The following is a 16,847-nucleotide window of genomic DNA, read 5'->3' on the forward strand; positions in this document are numbered from 1 at the left end:
GCGTGATCGGGATCCGGGGCCGCCCGCCCGCCCGCGTCAGAACAGGAAGTAGCGCTGCGCCATCGGCAACTCGACCGCGGGCTCCTCCGCCCACACCTCGCCGTCGATCCGGACGGCGAAGGTGTCGGGATCGACCTCGATGCGCGGCATCGCGTCGTTGCGCGGCATGTGTTCCTTGGTGCGCTTGCGAACGTTGGCCACCGGCACCAGTTGCCGATTCACCCGCAGGCGGTTCGGCAGCCCGTCCTCGATGGCCTGTTCGGACACGAACGAGAGCGAGGTGCCCGCCGCCACCACCGGCGCGGCCCCGAACATGGGGCGCGGCAGCACCGGCTGCGGGGTGGGAATCGAGGCGTTGGCGTCGCCCATCGCGGCCCAGGCGATCATGCCGCCCTTGAGCACCGCGTGCGGGCGCACCCCGAAGAACGCCGGTTCCCACAGCACCAGATCGGCGAGTTTGCCGACCTCGATGGAACCGATCTCGTGGTCGAGCCCGTGCGCGACGGCCGGGCAGATCGTGTATTTCGCGATGTAGCGCTGAACCCGATTGTTGTCCGCCGCACCGTCTCCCGCGAGTGGGCCACGGCGCTTCTTCATCACGTGCGCGGTCTGCCAGGTGCGCATGACCACCTCGCCGATGCGGCCCATCGCCTGGGAATCGCTGCCGATCATGGAGATCGCGCCCATGTCGTGCAGCAGATCCTCGGCGGCAATGGTGGAGGGCCGGATGCGACTCTCGGCGAAGGCCAGATCCTCGGGGATGGACGGGCTCAGGTGATGGCACACCATGAGCATGTCCAGGTGCTCGTCCAGGGTGTTGACCGTGTGCGGGCGGGTCGGGTTGGTGGAACTGGGCAGCACGTTGAGATGCGCTGCGACGGTGATGATGTCGGGCGCGTGCCCGCCGCCCGCGCCCTCGGTGTGATACGAGTGGATCGCGCGACCGCGAATGGCGGCGAGGGTGTCCTCGACGAATCCGGCCTCGTTCAGGGTGTCCGAGTGCAGGGCCACCTGCACTCCCGAGGCATCGGCGACGGTGAGGCAGGCGTCGATGGCCGCCGGGGTGGTACCCCAGTCCTCGTGCAGCTTGAAACCGGCCGCGCCACCGCGCAATTGCTCCCACATGGCCTCGTGCCGCACGGTGTTGCCCTTGCCGAGCAGCACGATGTTCATGGGCCAGCCGTCGGTGGCCTCGAGCATGCGGCCCAGGTGCCACGCGCCCGGGGTGACGGTGGTGGCCTTGGAGCCCTCGGCCGGTCCGGTGCCGCCGCCGATGAGCGTGGTGATGCCACCGCCCATGGCCTCCTCGAGCAGCTGCGGGCAGATGAAGTGCACGTGGGTGTCGATGGCGCCCGGGGTGACGATGCGGCCGTTGCCGGCGATGATCTCGGTGGAGGCGCCGACGACCAGGTCCGGGTGCACGCCCGACATCGTGTCGGGGTTGCCCGCCTTGCCGATGGCGCTGATGCGGCCGTCGCGAATGCCGATGTCGGCCTTGATGATTCCCCAGTGGTCGATGATGACCACGCCGGTGATGACGGTGTCCGGGACGCCCTCGGCGCGGGTGGCCCGGGCCTGGCCCATGGATTCGCGCAGCACCTTGCCGCCGCCGAACACCGCCTCGTCGCCCGCGAGACCCGGTCCGCCGCTGCGGTCCTCGGTGATCTCGATGAGCAGGTCGGTGTCCGCCAGGCGAATTCGGTCGCCGGTGGTGGGGCCGAAGAGTTCGGCGTAGCGGGCGCGGGAGAGTTCGGCCATCAGGCGTCCAGCTTTCCGGGAGGGGTGAGGCTGATGCCGTGGACTTCGCGGGCGCCGCCGAGCGGGACCAGCCGGATCCGCTGGGCCAGACCGGGTTCGAAGCGGACGGCGGTGCCCGCGGGGATGTCGAGGCGGTGGCCGTGCGCGGCGTCGCGATCGAACTCCAGGGCGGGATTGGCCTGCGGGAAGTGCACGTGGCTGCCGACCTGGACCGGTCGGTCGCCGGTGTTCACCACGTCGAGTTCCACCCGCCGCGCGCCGGGATTGAGCTCGATCGTGCCGTCGGCGCAGAGGTATTCACCGGGAATCATGCGCGTCAGCCGATCGGGTGATGGACGGTGACGAGTTTTGTGCCGTCCGGGAAGGTGGCTTCGACCTGCACGTCGTGAATCATCTCCGGGACGCCGGGCATGACGTCGGCACGGGTGAGCACGGTGCGGCCCGAGGACATGAGCTCGGCGACCGTGCGCCCGTCGCGCGCGCCCTCGAGCACGTGGTCGACGATGAGCGCCACCGATTCCGGATGGTTCAGCTTGAGCCCGCGCGCCTGTCGCCTGCGGGCCAGCTCGGCCGCGTAACTCAGCAGCAGGCGTTCCTGCTCGTGCGGCGACAGTCGCATTCGGGCTCCTCACCGAGGTCGCGGGCGGGTTGTCGGCCATTCTGGCACGGTCCGCGTTAACCGCGTGTTTCGGCGCGGGCCGGGCAGTTCGGCGCTGTCCGGCCCGGCCGCTCAGCCCTGGGTGAGGTTCTGCAGCCGGACCTGCCCGCGCGCCACGGTGCGGTCCTGTTCGTCGGTGATGACGACGACCCACAGCTGCTGCGAGCGGCCGCGGTGCACGGGGGTGGCCTCGCCCTTGAGCGTGCCCTCGCGTACCGCGCGCAGGAAGTCGGTGTTGTTGTTGACCCCGACCACGGTCCCGCGCTCCCCCAGCCACGCGCTGCCGGCGATGCTGGCCAGGGTTTCGATGACGGTGCAGTACACCCCGCCGTTCACGATGCCCGCGGGCTGGAACTGCTGCGGCGTCACCACCCATTCCGCGGTGACCCGGTCCGCGCTGAGTTCGGTGAACTTCAGCCCGATGAGGTCGGTGAAGGTGCCCTCGCTGAATTTCGTCATGAGCTCGGGCGTCACGTCGGCCATGGACTTGATCTGGGAGAAGTCGTCGGTCATACCGTCACACTCGCACGCGTCCCCGAAATACGAAGCGGCGGGCTCCCCTGGAAAGGGGAACCCGCCGCGGCAGCGATCCAACCCGTGCCCGCCGTCCACAGCCCGGTGATCTCGGTCAGCTCACCCGGGCGTGGGTCGGGGAGAGGCGATGGAGGAGGACTTGTTCGAGGAGGGCCACGAGGATGTCGCGAACCGAATCACGCCGGCGGGCATCACATTCGAGGAGGGGGATCCACTCGTCCAGGCCCAGGGCTTCACGGACTTCGTCGAGGGCGAAGTCGGGGCCCTGGTCGAAGCGGTTGACCGCGACGACGAAGGGGGTGCCGTGTTCCTCGAAGTAATCGAGGACCGGGTAGCAGTCTTCGACGCGGCTGGTGTCGATGACGATGACCGCGCCGAGGGCACCGTCGACGAGGTCGTCCCAGAGAAAGACGAAGCGGTCCTGACCGGGGGTTCCGAAAAGGTAGAGGATCAGCGACGAGTCCAGGGTGATGCGGCCGAAGTCGAGAGCCACGGTGGTTTGGGTTTTCTCGGCGCGGCGGCCGGGATCGTCGACGCCGATCGCGACCTCGGTCATGGCCGCCTCGGTTACCAGGGGCTCGATTTCGGAGATGGCGCCGATGAACGTTGTTTTGCCGACGCCGAATCCGCCGCTGACGACGATCTTCACCGAGGAAGCCAGGGGGCGTTCCGCGGCGGGGGTGCGAACTTCAGAGTGCCCGGACAAGATCCCTGATCCTCTCGATGGCCGCGGTGGACAGTTCCTGCGCATCGCGCACGGTGACATGGCCCGCGGCGGCCAGATCACTGACGACAACTTTCGCGACGCCGACCGGAACCCGAAGAGCGGCGCCGATTTCGGCGATCGAATGCGGCGCCTGACACAGGCGCACCACCGCGCGTTCCTCGAACCGCAGCGGGGCGGACAGCGCGGCGCGCGGGGCCTGCACCAGGGTTTCGATCCGCAGCCCGTCCACCAGCGGGGTGGTGCGACCGGCGGTGACGATGAACGGTCGCACGAAAGCGTCTTCGCCCTCGACCGTCGCCGCACTCGGCTCGAATCGAGTTGCCCGCCCTCGGGTGTCGCTGACCCACGTCCTGGAAGCTGTCACCGGGATCATCCGCGGGTCGGGCAGCCGCGGCCGGTCCGGATCTCTCATCTGCGCAACGTCTCTCGCAATTGTGAGATGGTCGCCGGATCGAGCAGCGCCCCCGCCCGCTCGGCCAGCACCGCCATCTCATAGCCGACCAGCCCGACATCGCAACCGCCCTCGGCGATTACGCCGAGGCAGCTCCCGTCCCCGAGCGCGGACACCAGCAGGAAGCCCCGCCGCATCTCGATCATGATCAGCTTCAAACCATCGAACGCGTAACTACGCGAAGCACTTCGGGCCAGACTCGACAGACCCGACACCATTGCGGCGAGCCGGTCCGCGCCGGTGCGGTCGAGTCCCTCGGACATGGCGATGAGCAGCCCGTCCGAGGACACCGCGACGGTGTCGCGCACCCCATCGGTATTGCGCACGAAGTTGGCCAGCAACCAGTCGAAGGTGTGCGGATCGGCGGCGGTCGGTAGCTGTGTGGTCATTGACTCCCCTTCACGGTGCTCATTACTTTCCGATGTGTGGTCACCGGCTCTCCTTCGCGGCGCCCTCCGCGGGTCCACCACGCTGATGCCCGGCCCGGAAGGCGGACAGCATGCCGCGCACGTCCTCCGGCGACCGCTCGACCAGCGGAGCACTCGGCGGTCGCGGTGCCGCCCGGCGCCGGTCCGTCGCATCGACCGGCCGCGATCGCTTGGCGCGCTTGACAAGTCCGTTCCGGGTCCGCTGAACGCCTGCCGGTTCCGAGGCGGCGTCGGCACCATCAGCGGGCTCGATGCTCGCGAATTCAGGCCTGGCGGTTGCGCCGGAGCGGGCATCCTGATCGGCACGAACCCCTGGGCCCAGCATTGCCGGCGGTGCGGCATGGATTGCGGATTCCGCCCGCTCGACGGTGTTCGCGGGTTCGGCGGCCGGCGAGTCGATGCGCGGCATGGACTGCGGCGCACCGGCACCGGGTATCGGGTGCTGATCCTTCTCTCCGCCGAAGAGTTCCGGCGGTAGCAGGAGGCGGGCGACGACGCCGCTGACCGGGGAGACGGTGAGTTCCACTTCGATGCCGAGGCGGCGGGCCAGGCGGCCGACGACGTAGTGGCCCAGGTAGCGGGTGGGGGTCAGGAGGAAGTCGGTCGCGCCGCTGAGGCGGGCGTTGGCTTCGGCGAGTTGTTCGGGGGGCATCCCGACGCCGTGATCGACGACGGCGAGGACGTAGCCGGTGGGGATCTTGCGGCCGTAGATTTCGACCTCGAGGTCGGGCGGGGAGAAGGCCAGTCCGTTCTCGATCAGTTCGGCGAGCACGTGGGCCAGTTCGCTGACGATGGCGCCGGGGATGGCGACATCGTCGATGCGGCGCAGGGCGACGCGGCGGTAGTCGTCGACTTCCGAGAGGCCGGCGCGGATCACGTCGGTGAGCGGGATGGGTGCGGCCCAGCGGCGCGGGCCGGCCTCGCCGACGAGGACCAGCAGACTTTCGGCGTTGCGGCGCATGCGGGTGGCGAGGTGGTCGAGCTCGAAGAGGTTGGACAGCGCCTTCGGGTCCATTTCCTCGCGTTCGAATTCGCTGATCAGGCCGAGTTGGCGGCGCACCAGGTTCTGGTTGCGGCGAGCCAGATTGGCCATGGACTCGGTGCTGTTGCGGCGCAGTAGGGCCTGCTGCGAGGACAATTCGTAGGCGGTCCCCTGCACGCGATCCAAAGCATCCGCGACAGCGGCGATTTCGACGCTCGCGCCGGGCGGAGTGCGGACCGGTTCGGGCGGGTCCGGCCGGGAGTCGGCGACCTGCCAGGCCGCGATCACCTCGGGCAGGCGGCGGCCGGCGACGTCGTCGGCCGCGGCGGCAAGGGTGGCGAGCGGGCGAACGATGGCGCGCAGACTGGCGAAGACCAGGGCGATTTCGGCGGCCAGGGCGAACAGCGCGAGCAGCGCCAACACGCCGAGTTTGACGGCCGCGCCGCCGCGCAAGTCCTCGGCGCGCTGCCGGACTGCGTCACCGACCGCCTGCTGCACCTCGCGTTGCGCGTCGATGACGGCGGTCATCTGCGCCCACCAAACGCCGGGTTCCACCGATTGGGTAAGCGGTCCAGCGCTGGAGCCGATCGCGATGTTCTCGGATTCGGTTGCCCTGATCGCGTTCTCGCTGCGCATCGCGGCATCCAGTAACTCCTGCTGGGCACCGGTGGCATCGCGGGCGAACGCGGCGAGACCGGCGAGTTTGGCGGCGCGGATATCGAGGAACTGGACGTATTCGCCGGGCCCGAACGCGTCGGAGACGAAGACACCGTTGAGGAACCCGCGTTCCTTCGCAGTCTGCTCTTTCGCTTCGGAGAGCGCGTAGAGCGCCTGCAGGCCGTGCCGGACCACGGGGTCGTCGGCCTGATCCAGCCCCGGTTCCGAGAGATTCAAGGCGTTGATCGCGTCGGTATAGAACTGGAACGCCGCCGGACGAGCGAGGCTTCCGGCGTCGATGCGAGCGCGGATATCGCCCAGCCCGGACAGGTGACCGACGGCCTGGCGCACCTGCACCCTGCCGGGAGCGCGCCCGGCCAGCGCGGTGTCCAACGCCCGCAATGCTCGGTCGGTTTCGCCACGCTGCTCGGTGACCGCCTGCTCGAGCCGGCCGCCGCCGAGCAAGCCGTTGCTGAGACCACGTTCGCGCTGTATCTCGTGCAGCACGTCCTGCACGGCCAGCGCGAGGCCGACCTCGGCGACGGTATCCCCACTGCGCCAATAGGATTGGACCTCACCGGCGATGGTGACGCCGAGCAGCGCGAACACCAGGGTCAGCGATACCAGCAGAATTCGCGCCAGCTGCCCGCGAATGGTCCGCGGCCGAACCAACCGGGACGCGACAGCTGTTCTCACCCTGCTCCTCCAACGCGTAGGCCGTTGCGGCTCCACGGCGAGCGCACGGAAAAGACAGGGAGCAAATTTCCACAGCGGCTACCGGGTGTCAACGACCCGAAGAGGCATGCCCAGGTATGGATACACGCTGGTAATCAACAATTTTCGTAGTTTCGATCCGCTCACATCGGAGCACCGGCGGCGGTGACGCCATCCGCGCGACAGCCCTCGACGGCCATGTCCGCAAACTGCCGGTGGCCCAGAACACCATGCCGGACGCGTATGCATTGTGCCGTCCCGCACTCCCCCGGCCACTGGCACGCGTCCCCGAAATACGAAGCGGCGGGCTCCCCTCGAAAGGGGAACCCGCCGCGGCAGTGGACCGGGGGTCTCGGCAGCCCTCCGGACTCTCACTCGGTCCCCAACGCCGATTTCCAGTGTAGGTCAGGCTTACCTAACAAAGCAAGCCCGACATCGGTCGAGTTCGCCGGACGGTCCGCGCGTCCGCCGCCGTCGAGCCCCGAATAGCACCCGGACCAGCTATGGAGAACTCCGCGGATTTGTACGTGCACTGTTCCGTGCCCATCGGATGGCCGATCGGGAGCGCGGACGCGGTGATGTCGGTCACACATTCCGTCTCATTACTCTCGATCCATGGCCGCCGGTCCCGGTTGGCTGCAGGATCTCGATCGACCGTCGGCCAACGCCTCAGAGATCGGCGACAAAGTAGGGAACGCGATGACACCACCGACAGAGAACGCGCTCGCCGCGGCCATCCGCGCGGCCTCCAGTCGCGATGCCGACCTCCACATCCTGAACAAGGACGACAACCGCTGGGACAGTCGACCGTGGAGCGAGGTGCTGGCGCACGCCGAGGGCATCGCCGCTCACCTGCAGGACCGGGAGAGCACGGCGGGGCCGGTGGCGGTGATCGGCGAATCGAGCTATGAAACCGTCACGATCGTGCTCGCGGCGTGGCTGGCCGGACGTGCCTCCACCCTGCTGCCGGGGCCCAACCGCTTCACGAGCCTGGATTCGTGGGCCGCGCGAACGACGACCCAACTCGGCGCGTTGGGCGTGGGGCAGGTGTACTGCCAGGGCACCGCTTTACATGCGCTGAGCGGGGCCCAGGCCACCGAATCCGGCTTCCGCACAGGGGCATTCGACGAAGTCGACCTCTGGCGTACCGCGCCGGCGGGATTCGAGCCGACGCCCACAGCGGTCGATGCCGTGTCGATCTATCAGGGCACCGCGGGGTCCACCGGTCTGCCGAAGGCCGTCGCGCTGACAGCGCCCGCCGCGCTGGCCAACGTCCGAGATGTGCTCGCGCGCCAGCAGTTTCGAAACGGCGATGTCCTGTGCAGCTGGTTGCCGCTCTATCACGACATGGGTTTGATGATGCTGCTGGCGGGATTGCTGACCGGCGCTCCGACCTGGCTCGCACCGACCTCGGCATTCGCGAAATCACCCTTCGACTGGCTGCAGTGGCTCACCACCAGCGGCGCGACCGTCACCGCCGCACCGAATTTCGCCTACGCGCTGGTCGGCCGCTACGCGCGGCTGTCGGCCGGTGCGGATCTGAGCGCGCTGCGGGTCGCCATCAACGGTGGTGAACCCATCGACGTCGCCGCGACACAGCAATTCAGCGAACAGCTCGCGTCGGCGGGGTTCGACGCCCGCGCGGTCTGCGCGTCCTACGGGCTCGCCGAGGCCACCTGTGCGCTCACGATGCCCGCGGCCGACGCCGGACTGACCTACGACGAGGTAGCGCTGCCCGGCGGAACGACGCATCGGGCCGCGCTGCTCGGCGCGGCGCTCGACGGTGTCGAGCTCCGGGTCGCGCCCACCACCCACGGCACCGAATTCGATGCCGTGCGCCCGGTCGGCGAGATCCAATTCCGTTCCGCCGCACAGATGATCGGGTATCACGGTGACACGCCGATCGGCGCCGGGGAATGGATCGGCACCGGCGACCTGGGCTATCTGGTCGACGACCAGCTCGTCGTCTGCGGCCGCAGCAAGGAGTTGATCACCATTGCGGGGCGGAACATCTTCCCGCAGGAGATCGAGCGCGCGGTCGTGGGCGTCGCGGGGGTTCGCCCGGGCGCCATCGCCGCGGTCAGTGGTGGCGGCGGTGGTGGTGCACGGCGTGATCAGCTCGTCGTCGTGGCCGAGTACTCCGGCGACGACAAGACAGCCGCTCGCCGGTTGATCTCCGAACGGGTCGCGGCCGAATGCGGGGTCACGCCGGGGTTGGTGGATCTGGTCCCGGTCGGAGAACTCCCCAAGACCACCTCGGGCAAACTGCGACGCGTGGAGATCGCGGCCGGGTATCGCTGAACCACCGGCCATTTCGCGCCACTCGGCCACGGCACCATCACCGATCGCGCCGAAGCAGGTCAACGGCCGTCGAGATAGCGATCTTTCACAGCACAGCGCCCGCGTCATCGTTGACGCGGGCGCCGTGGTGTTCGTTCCGGAAATCAGTGCGCGAGCACCGGTTCCCCTTCCGCAGGCGCCGGAACCGTGTTGGGCATCAGGATCCCGGTCAGGACCGCACCTGCCACGAAAATCGCGGTGGCCCACCAGAAGCTGGTGGTGTAGCTCTCGATCTGAGCCTGCGCCGCGACCAGTGCGCTGGGCTGATGCGAACCGAGGTAGTCGGTCGCGGCCGAGGCGGCGATGGTGCTCAGCAGCGCGGTGCCGATCGAGCCGCCGACCTGCTGGCTGGTGTTGACCATCGCCGAGGCGACGCCCGCGTCCTCGTGGTGCACACCCGAGGTCGCGCCCTGGAAGGCGGTCGACATCGCGCCACCGAGGCCGAGGCCCATGAGCACCAGTGCCGGAAGGATATTGGCGACGTAGGAGCTGTCCAGGCTGATCTGGGTCAGCAGGCCCATGCCCGCCGCGGCGATCAGGAAGCCGGCGCTCACCACGATCTTCGGGCCCAGCTTGGGTAGTACCAGCGAGGGCACGGTGGTCGAGGAGATGACCATGCCCGCGACCATCGGCAGGAAGGCCAGGCCGGTCTTGATCGGCGAGTATCCCATGCTCAGCTGCATGTAGTAGGTCAGGAACAGGAAGATCGCGAACATGCCGATGCCCATGACGAACACCGTCAGGTACGAGCCGCCTCGGGTGCGGTCGAGCACGATGCGCAGGGGCAGTAGCGGATTCGCGGCCCGGGTCTCCAGCCACACGAAGACCGCGAGCAGTACCGCGCCGCCGATGAGGAAGCCCAGGGTGACCGGGTTGGTCCAGCTGGTCGACTCGGCGTGCGAGAAGCCGTAGACGATGCCGAACAGCGCGGCGGTGACCACGAGGGTGCCCGGGATGTCGAGCTTGGGGCGTTCGGTGACCGTGTGCTTGGCCAGCAGCAGTATCGCGCCGATCAGTGCGACGGCGGCGAAGGCGAGGTTGACGAACATCACCCAACGCCACGACGCCCATTCGGTGAGCATGCCGCCCAGCAGCAGGCCGATGGCGCCACCGGCGCCGGCGACCGCGCCGAAGATGCCGAAAGCCTTTGCCCGCTCGGACGGTTCGGTGAAGGTGACGCTCAGCAGCGACAGGGCCGCGGGCGCGAGCAGCGCGCCGAACACACCCTGGCCGACGCGTGCGGCGACCAGCATCTCGAAGCTGGTGGCCGCGCCGCCGATGGCGGAGGTGACCGCGAAGCCGACGAGGCCGACGATGAAGGTGTTGCGGCGGCCGAACAGGTCGCTGAGGCGACCGCCCAGCAGCAGGAGGCTGCCGAACGCCAGCGCGTAGCCGGTCACCACCCACTGCCGGTCACCGTCGCCGAAGCCGAGGTCCGCCTGCGCCGCGGGCAGCGCGATGTTCACGACGGTCGCGTCGAGTACCACCATGAGCTGTGCGACGCCCAGAACGGCGAGCACCCACCAGCGCAGAGCATGCGAGCCGCGGCGGCCCGAATCCGTCTTCTCGGGGGCGGGTGCCCCACGGTCGTACGTGGTTGTCATGAGTCCCCTTGGTGTCGAAGCATGATGCGGAGGGCGATACTCCGCTTATCGAGTAAGCTAGCACCATAACGGAGGTGAGTCCTCCACTTAGTCTCGCGCGTCTCATCGGGAGGCACTTGTGAACCACGCCACTACCGGGTCTCCACCTCGGCGTTTGCGCGCCGACGCGGCCCGCAATCAGCGCCGGATCGTCGAGGCGGCCCGCGAGCTCTTCGCCGATCGCGGCCTGGAGATCTCCCTCGACGACGTGGCCGAGCGTGCGGGAGTGGGGATCGGGACGGTCTACCGCCGCTTCACGGGCAAGGACGAGCTGATCGCCGAGGTCTTCGCGGCGAATGTCGGCGAGTTCGCCGTCGCCGCCGAGACCGCGGCCGCCCACCCCGATCCCTGGGAGGGGCTGGTGCAGTTCTTCGAATACGCGTGCACGCACCTGGCGACCAACCGCGGTCTCAGCGAAGTGATGCTGGAACTCGACAACGATCTCGACGGCCTGGCCGAGATGCGCAATCGCATCAAGCCGGTGATCTCGGCGGTGGTCGATCGCGCTCGCGCGGCGGGCGTGATCCAACCCGAGATCGAGCCCTCGGACATCTTCGCCCTCGTCCACATGGTCGATTCCCTGGCCGAATTCGCTCGACCCGTGAACCCCGACCTCTGGAAGCGCTACGAGGCCGTCATCCTCAACGGGATCCGCGCCGACGCCACCCCGCGCCGACCACTGACCGTGCCGCCACTGACCGATGAGCAGGTTGAGCAGGCGAAATCCCATATCTGCACGGGCCGCAAACGCTGACGTTCCGATTCGATTGCAAGGCAATGGAATTGGGGGCGCGCGTGATCGGAACGAACGAACCCGCCGTGAAGAGCTGATCTGTTCTGGAAGTCGCTGTGCACGATCACCTCGGGCCGCCCGACCCCACCGGGCACGGTTCCGATCTGCTGACGCGGCGAGACTATTGCGCGGACCACGCTCAGCGCGGGCGCGAGGACGCGGATATTCCTCGTACACACAGCGTCACGGCTGTCGCGATCGCGTGTTCTTTCGGAACCCGGCACCCGCCGTCCACCCAGTACTGGGCCGTGAAGCGGCAGATGCCCATCAGGCCGGCCGCGACCAGACGGGCCTGATCGAGGTCGGTGTGGGGGTCGCGGGCCAGAAAACCGGCCACCGCGTGCACGCAGTCGTCGATCGCGCGATCCGTGCAGCCGCGCACGGCGGGATCGTGCTGCAACATCTGCGCCGCGTGAAACCCGCGGCGGCCGAACACTTCGCAGGCGGCGGTCAGCACCCGCCGCTGTTGCGCCTCGCGGTCCCCGGCCATCGCGTCGATCACAGCATCGACGTGCCCGCGCGCCGGCGGCGGCGCATGTCGGCCATGAGAGCGTTCATGGGGAACAGCCGGGCGGTCCGCGGGAGCGTGCCGTGGGCGGTCCCGATCATCCGCAGCGCTCGGGTGAGGAGTTGTTCGTCGGCATCGCTCCAGGACATTCCCAGCTGTTTCCGAATCTGCGGGGGCAGCAGGCCGGTGACGATGAACCGGTGCACAGGGGCCAGGAGTGGGCGGATGGGGAGCTTGCTCACCTTCAGATCGATGAGCAGGTTGAAGTAGTCCCGGGTGCGGTCGTCGATGGTGTGGGCCGCCAGGTTGGTGTTCCAGTACTCCTCGAAGGCGGCCCGGTCGGCGGGCCACATGTCGGGCCGCATCTGCAGGGTGGTGCCGAGCCGTGCGCAGTACTGATAGAACACGTCCGCGGTGTCCGCATCGAGCGAACCGTGCATGCGCTCATGGAGATCCGCCATTCCCCAGTACAGGCAACCGGCAACCCACAGCTGCAGTTTCGGGTCGAAGGCGTTGTACTTGGATTCGGCGCCGGGGGCCGAGCGAATCGAGCGATGGCTGCGATCGACCTCCAGGCGGTAGGCGTGGCGCTCGTCCTCGGAGCCCATGAGCGCGACGGCGATGTAGGTGAGAGTGGTCCGCAGCCGCTTCCACGGGTGGATATCCGCGCGGCCGCTTTCGACCGTGCTCTCCATGACCCCGTAGGCGACGGGCTGGAGGCTCAGTTGCAGCACCACGTTGGCGATACCGCCGAGGAGCGTGGAGATGCCGTCGAAGAAGTCCTCGATGTCGAAGTCGTCCACGGTGCCGTAACGGCAGGTTGTGGCCGGCTGGTGCCGGATCGAGTCGACGGCTGCGGTCATCGTCAGTACCTCTCGTGAAAAGATGAGAAGATTGTGTTCCAATCCTCTCACGAGAGGTTACCGATCTTGAACGACGGAAGGAAACCGGGGCCGGATCGGGACGCGCGTTCGCACCGGCGCCCGGTGTCAGCGCACTCGGTCGTCCGCGGCCAGGTAGGTGATGGCGAGGTCGCGGCGGGCGATGCCGGCCCGGCTCTCCCGGATCGGGCCGATCGCGGCGGCCAGCTCACGGTAGGTGAGATGGTCGGCCGGGTGCAGGCCGTCGACGGGGTGGAAATCGACAGTGGCGGTGGATGTTCCAGCGGCAGTGGTGATGATCAGCCGGTAGCGCAGCGGCACGGGGGCGGTGCCGTGCGTGCGAATCGAGCGGTAGGCGGTTCGATCTCCGAAGGAGTGCAGCGCGCCGGAGTCGGTGGGCACGACGGTCGCGGATTCGAACCGTTCGTATCCGAACGCCGCCTCGTCCAGCACATCCAGACCATCGGCATAGAACGCGGGCAGCGCGTCTTCGGGCACGGTGTTCCACGGGAACACCGGATCCGCGGGCAGGTCGATCTCCTCGACCAGTTCGATTCGGGTGATCTCGCGGGCGGCGGCCGCCAGCGAGCGTGTCAGCCGCGCCGCGACCGCGGATCCGAAGCCGCCGGTGGCGTGCAGCGTGGACCCGCCCGCCCGGCAGGCCCGGCGCATCTCGTCCAGCGGCAGCGCCCGTAACGCGAGCGCGGTGATCACGTCACGGCCCGCCTCGAGCTGGGTGGTGATCTCCTCGACATCGGAGATCAGGTGGATCACCACGCGGGACGAATCCGGTTCGGTGACAACGACATCCGGATTGCGAGCGAAGCGGTCGGCGATCGGTCCGGTGCCGAGCACCGCGATGGGCGTGATCATAGGGTCTCCACATGGAGTCGGGGGCTCAGGTCCGGCATGACGATGCCCGGCGGCGCGGCGCACAGGTCGGGGATGACATCCAGCATCGCTTTGACCGAGATGTCGGTGACCGCCGACCAGTCGCCGTCGTAGGAGTCCGCGTCCAGTTCGTTGCGCATCTCGATGCGGGCGGGGTCGCCGTCGAGGGTGATGACGTGTCCGCCGGACAGGCCGGCGGGATGGTCGGGGCCGAGGTGGGCGTTGCCCGGACCCACGTGCCAGCATTCGGCATTCGTCATGAACAGCCGGTCGCCGAGGTAGCCGCGGTAGCTCATGTGGATCGCGCCGACCGTTCCCGGCTCGATCACGCTGCCGCCCGCTTCCACCCGCGTTCGCGCGGGTACGGGGTAGACGTGCCGCTCTACCCGGACCTCGTCGGCGTTCGCGCCGAACAGGGAGTGCGCGACGGCGGCGAGCACCGCGTCGAAGTAGAAGTGCTGCATGAGCGCGATGGCGTGATCGGAGTCGACCGCGTCCAGCGGCATGCCGAAACCGAGGCTGGCCAAACCACCCCACATACCGTCCGGCGCCGCGGACAGGTCGCCGACCTCGAGGAATTTCACCTCGCGGACCTCGTCCATCAGTCCGGCCAGGCGCAACAGCACCTGTTCGACCATCAGGCCGGGGTGTAATCCGGTGCCGTGCAGCGAGACTCCCCCGCGCACGCACGCCTCGTGGAGCCGTGCGCCCGAGGCTCGGCGCGGGATGGCGCGGTCCACCAGCGGCTCGGCGAGCCGGTCGAGCAGTGGTCGCGCCGGTCGTACCGGGCCCGAATCAACCACTCGCATAACGGTTCGCAACGCTGCCAGGGCCTTGGGCAGTTGCGGCCCGAAGGCGTCGCCGGTGACCCGCATTCGCGAGACGGTTTCCAATACTTCTAGCGGAGACCGTGATTCGGACAGCCAGGTGGCCATGGCGGGGTTGTGGTACGACGCCGCGGAGACCACGTTCTTTCCGGAACGCAGCAGGTCGAGCACGTCGGCGTCCGCGCCCTGGACCAGCGCCGGGGTGGTCGGTGTGTGCACGACGCAATCTGCTTCCAGGGCAAGGATTTCCGCCTTCGAGGTGGTGGCGGTGACACCCACCGGCGGCAGCCCGGCCAGCTCTCCGATGTCGCGGCCGTGTTTGTACGGGCTGAACACCTTCACCCCCACGACCTCGAAATCGGGCGATTCCAGCGCGGTGCGCAGCGCCCGCCCGCCCATGTCGCCGGGACCCCAGATGATCAGTCGATACGGACGTTTCACAACCGCCTCCTGCCGTTGGCGATAGTTCTAACACGGCGGTGGATGAGAAGGATAGGCTTTGATCTTCTAATATTCTCAGCGATCGTGGGAGGTTCGCCGAGCCCAGGTCAGCGGGCGTAGCCGGCAACGCGATTACCCCGAGCAGCAGCGCATAATGCCCGGCATGGACCTGCGCCCCGAGCTGCTACCACCCGTCGTGGACCGTCGGCGTCTCACCGAAATCGGAGCCGAGATCGAACGAATCGCGACCCTGATCCGCGCGGGCGGCCCCGCCGAGGAGGCGGTGGCCGCGTTCAACGCCGCCACCGGCCACACCTACACGTTCCTCGATTTCACCGAGTATCACGGTTCCCGGGATCTCGACGATTTCGCTCGCGAGGCCGCCCGTCCGTCCCACCCCCGATTCCCCGGCATCACCCGCTCCGACCTCGTTGCCGTGGTCGAACGAATCCTGGCCGCCGACGACGAAACCGACTATTACCTGCTGGTTTTCACGACCAACGTCCCCCACCCCCGCGCGGCCGACCTGATCTACTACCCCCGGCGCGACGACCTCACGGCCACCTCGATCGTCGACGAGGCACTCGCCTACCGCCCGATCGAGCTGTGATCAGGGCGTCTCCCGATCGGGTCCACCCTGCCGCGATCATCATCGAGCGGGTACGCCACACTGCCGATCGATGACGAATGACAAAGCCGGGGAAGGGATGCCGCACGTGAAGAAGACCGACAGCACCATCATCCGGGAGTTCGCGGTGGCGGACGCCGAGGCCGGCCCCTACGGAATCACCACGGGCCCGGACGGCGCGCTGTGGCTCACCCTGGCCCACAGTGGCGAGATCGCGCGAATGACCGTCGACGGCACCCTCGTCCGGTATCCGACCGGCTCCGCCGGCTCGCGGCCGACCGTCATCGCCACCGGCGTGGATGACGCACTGTGGTTCGCCCGAACCGGCGACGATCACATCGGTCGCATCACCACCGACGGTGTCGCCACGGCGTTCAGCGTGGCGCCGGGCGCCGGCCCGTTCGGAATCTGCGCCGGACCGGACGAGGCGATGTGGTTCACCGAGATGAACACCGACCGGATAGGCCGCATCACCCCCGACGGGCAGCTGACCCATTTCGACCTTCCCGCCCGCGGCGGGTTCCCGTCCATGATCACCGAGGGTCCCGACGGCGCACTGTGGTTCACCCTCAACCAGGCCAACGCGATCGGACGCATCGATCTCGCGGGCAACATCACCCTGCACCCGCTACCCGGCCAGGGCGCACCGGTAGGAATCACTAGCGGTCCCGATTCGGTGTGGTTCGCCGACATAGCCGCCGGCCGGGTCGGCACCATCGATCCCACCGGCACGATACGGATGTTCCCCCTACCCGATCCGATGTCCAAACCCCACGCCGTCACCGCACTGGACTCCGGCGACTGCTGGTTCACGGAGTGGGGAGCCAACCGCCTCGGCCGGATCACCCCAACCGGTGTAATCACCGAATATGACTTGCCCACAGCGGGATCCGAACCACACGGCATCACCGTCGGCCCCGACGGCGCGGTGTGGGCGGCGCTGGAAGTCGGCGCGGTGGCCCGCGCCGAACCGTAGTCGGCAAATC

The 16,847-nt window shown here is 68.4% G+C and carries 17 protein-coding genes; 4 read left to right on the forward strand and 13 right to left on the reverse strand.

The features are described from left to right. Nucleotides 1–36: 36 nt before the first annotated feature. The 8 genes from ACWDOP_RS12255 to ACWDOP_RS12290 all read right to left on the reverse strand — a co-directional run bounded on the left by ACWDOP_RS12255 (nt 37) and on the right by ACWDOP_RS12290 (nt 6,891). Complete coding sequence (locus ACWDOP_RS12255) at nt 37–1,758, reverse strand: urease subunit alpha (RefSeq protein WP_456345101.1); 1,722 nt, start codon at nt 1,756–1,758, stop codon at nt 37–39. After that, on the reverse strand, nt 1,758–2,069 hold the full coding sequence (locus tag ACWDOP_RS12260; protein ID WP_454205516.1) for an urease subunit beta: 312 nt from the start codon (nt 2,067–2,069) through the stop codon (nt 1,758–1,760). The genes ACWDOP_RS12255 and ACWDOP_RS12260 overlap by 1 nt, the downstream gene beginning before the upstream one ends. Nucleotides 2,070–2,074: 5 nt before the next feature. Beyond that, on the reverse strand, nt 2,075–2,377 hold the full coding sequence (locus ACWDOP_RS12265; RefSeq protein ID WP_454205515.1) for an urease subunit gamma: 303 nt from the start codon (nt 2,375–2,377) through the stop codon (nt 2,075–2,077). A 111-nt stretch (nt 2,378–2,488) separates the two neighbouring features. Beyond that, nucleotides 2,489–2,929 carry a PaaI family thioesterase gene (locus ACWDOP_RS12270; RefSeq protein ID WP_456345102.1) on the reverse strand — a complete coding sequence of 147 codons (441 nt, stop codon included), beginning with the start codon at nt 2,927–2,929 and terminating at the stop codon, nt 2,489–2,491. 115 nt (nt 2,930–3,044) lie between these two features. Continuing rightward, complete coding sequence (locus ACWDOP_RS12275) at nt 3,045–3,611, reverse strand: GTP-binding protein (RefSeq protein ID WP_456345167.1); 567 nt, start codon at nt 3,609–3,611, stop codon at nt 3,045–3,047. A gap of 28 nt (nt 3,612–3,639) precedes the next feature. Next, nucleotides 3,640–4,041, reverse strand: coding sequence for a DUF742 domain-containing protein (locus ACWDOP_RS12280; protein ID WP_456345103.1), 402 nt, complete (start codon nt 4,039–4,041; stop codon nt 3,640–3,642). 44 nt (nt 4,042–4,085) lie between these two features. Next, on the reverse strand, nt 4,086–4,517 hold the full coding sequence (locus ACWDOP_RS12285) for a roadblock/LC7 domain-containing protein (protein WP_456345104.1): 432 nt from the start codon (nt 4,515–4,517) through the stop codon (nt 4,086–4,088). A gap of 40 nt (nt 4,518–4,557) precedes the next feature. After that, nucleotides 4,558–6,891 carry a sensor histidine kinase gene (locus ACWDOP_RS12290; protein ID WP_456345105.1) on the reverse strand — a complete coding sequence of 778 codons (2,334 nt, stop codon included), beginning with the start codon at nt 6,889–6,891 and terminating at the stop codon, nt 4,558–4,560. A gap of 717 nt (nt 6,892–7,608) precedes the next feature. Between ACWDOP_RS12290 and ACWDOP_RS12295 the strand changes: the two genes are divergently transcribed. Next, nucleotides 7,609–9,210 carry an AMP-binding protein gene (locus ACWDOP_RS12295; protein ID WP_456345106.1) on the forward strand — a complete coding sequence of 534 codons (1,602 nt, stop codon included), beginning with the start codon at nt 7,609–7,611 and terminating at the stop codon, nt 9,208–9,210. Between the two features lie 143 nt (nt 9,211–9,353). Here the strand turns inward: ACWDOP_RS12295 and ACWDOP_RS12300 are convergent, their stop codons facing one another. Continuing rightward, nucleotides 9,354–10,853: an MFS transporter gene (locus ACWDOP_RS12300; protein WP_456345107.1), complete on the reverse strand. Its 1,500-nt coding sequence runs from the start codon at nt 10,851–10,853 to the stop codon at nt 9,354–9,356. 118 nt (nt 10,854–10,971) lie between these two features. Between ACWDOP_RS12300 and ACWDOP_RS12305 the strand changes: the two genes are divergently transcribed. Further along, on the forward strand, nt 10,972–11,646 hold the full coding sequence (locus ACWDOP_RS12305; protein WP_456345108.1) for a TetR/AcrR family transcriptional regulator: 675 nt from the start codon (nt 10,972–10,974) through the stop codon (nt 11,644–11,646). 178 nt (nt 11,647–11,824) lie between these two features. On the opposite strand, the gene ACWDOP_RS12310 is transcribed toward ACWDOP_RS12305, so the two are convergent. The 4 genes from ACWDOP_RS12310 to ACWDOP_RS12325 form a co-directional block, all read right to left on the reverse strand. Beyond that, nucleotides 11,825–12,187: a hypothetical protein gene (locus tag ACWDOP_RS12310; protein ID WP_456345109.1), complete on the reverse strand. Its 363-nt coding sequence runs from the start codon at nt 12,185–12,187 to the stop codon at nt 11,825–11,827. After that, nucleotides 12,184–13,056 (reverse strand): oxygenase MpaB family protein, encoded by an 873-nt coding sequence (locus tag ACWDOP_RS12315; protein WP_456345110.1) that lies wholly within the window; start codon nt 13,054–13,056, stop codon nt 12,184–12,186. Before ACWDOP_RS12315 ends, ACWDOP_RS12310 begins: the two co-directional genes overlap by 4 nt. Before the next feature lie 126 nt (nt 13,057–13,182). After that, nucleotides 13,183–13,947, reverse strand: a complete 765-nt coding sequence (locus ACWDOP_RS12320; RefSeq protein WP_456345111.1) for a hypothetical protein — start codon at nt 13,945–13,947, stop codon at nt 13,183–13,185. After that, nucleotides 13,944–15,233: a hypothetical protein gene (locus tag ACWDOP_RS12325; protein WP_456345112.1), complete on the reverse strand. Its 1,290-nt coding sequence runs from the start codon at nt 15,231–15,233 to the stop codon at nt 13,944–13,946. The genes ACWDOP_RS12320 and ACWDOP_RS12325 overlap by 4 nt, the downstream gene beginning before the upstream one ends. A gap of 163 nt (nt 15,234–15,396) precedes the next feature. On the opposite strand from ACWDOP_RS12325, the gene ACWDOP_RS12330 reads away from it, so the two are divergent. After that, the gene (locus ACWDOP_RS12330; RefSeq protein ID WP_456345113.1) at nt 15,397–15,843 is read left to right on the forward strand and encodes a hypothetical protein; all 447 of its coding nucleotides are present in this window, start codon (nt 15,397–15,399) and stop codon (nt 15,841–15,843) included. Nucleotides 15,844–15,913: 70 nt separating this feature from the next. Next, nucleotides 15,914–16,837: a Vgb family protein gene (locus tag ACWDOP_RS12335; protein ID WP_456345114.1), complete on the forward strand. Its 924-nt coding sequence runs from the start codon at nt 15,914–15,916 to the stop codon at nt 16,835–16,837. Nucleotides 16,838–16,847: the final 10 nt, after the last annotated feature.

The sequence above is a fragment of the Nocardia sp. NPDC003693 genome, assembly GCF_053981095.1.

What these genes read in the sequence shown, in the direction of transcription:
- ACWDOP_RS12260 (WP_454205516.1), bottom strand. Translation starts at nt 2,069, where the DNA reads ATGATTCCCGGTGAATACCTCTGCGCCGACGGCACGATCGAGCTCAAT.
- ACWDOP_RS12335 (WP_456345114.1), top strand. Translation starts at nt 15,914, where the DNA reads ATGACGAATGACAAAGCCGGGGAAGGGATGCCGCACGTGAAGAAGACC.
- ACWDOP_RS12300 (WP_456345107.1), bottom strand. Translation starts at nt 10,853, where the DNA reads ATGACAACCACGTACGACCGTGGGGCACCCGCCCCCGAGAAGACGGAT.
- ACWDOP_RS12285 (WP_456345104.1), bottom strand. Translation starts at nt 4,517, where the DNA reads ATGACCACACAGCTACCGACCGCCGCCGATCCGCACACCTTCGACTGG.
- ACWDOP_RS12270 (WP_456345102.1), bottom strand. Translation starts at nt 2,929, where the DNA reads ATGACCGACGACTTCTCCCAGATCAAGTCCATGGCCGACGTGACGCCC.
- ACWDOP_RS12315 (WP_456345110.1), bottom strand. Translation starts at nt 13,056, where the DNA reads ATGACCGCAGCCGTCGACTCGATCCGGCACCAGCCGGCCACAACCTGC.
- ACWDOP_RS12320 (WP_456345111.1), bottom strand. Translation starts at nt 13,947, where the DNA reads ATGATCACGCCCATCGCGGTGCTCGGCACCGGACCGATCGCCGACCGC.
- ACWDOP_RS12295 (WP_456345106.1), top strand. Translation starts at nt 7,609, where the DNA reads ATGACACCACCGACAGAGAACGCGCTCGCCGCGGCCATCCGCGCGGCC.
- ACWDOP_RS12330 (WP_456345113.1), top strand. Translation starts at nt 15,397, where the DNA reads ATGGACCTGCGCCCCGAGCTGCTACCACCCGTCGTGGACCGTCGGCGT.
- ACWDOP_RS12265 (WP_454205515.1), bottom strand. Translation starts at nt 2,377, where the DNA reads ATGCGACTGTCGCCGCACGAGCAGGAACGCCTGCTGCTGAGTTACGCG.
- ACWDOP_RS12255 (WP_456345101.1), bottom strand. Translation starts at nt 1,758, where the DNA reads ATGGCCGAACTCTCCCGCGCCCGCTACGCCGAACTCTTCGGCCCCACC.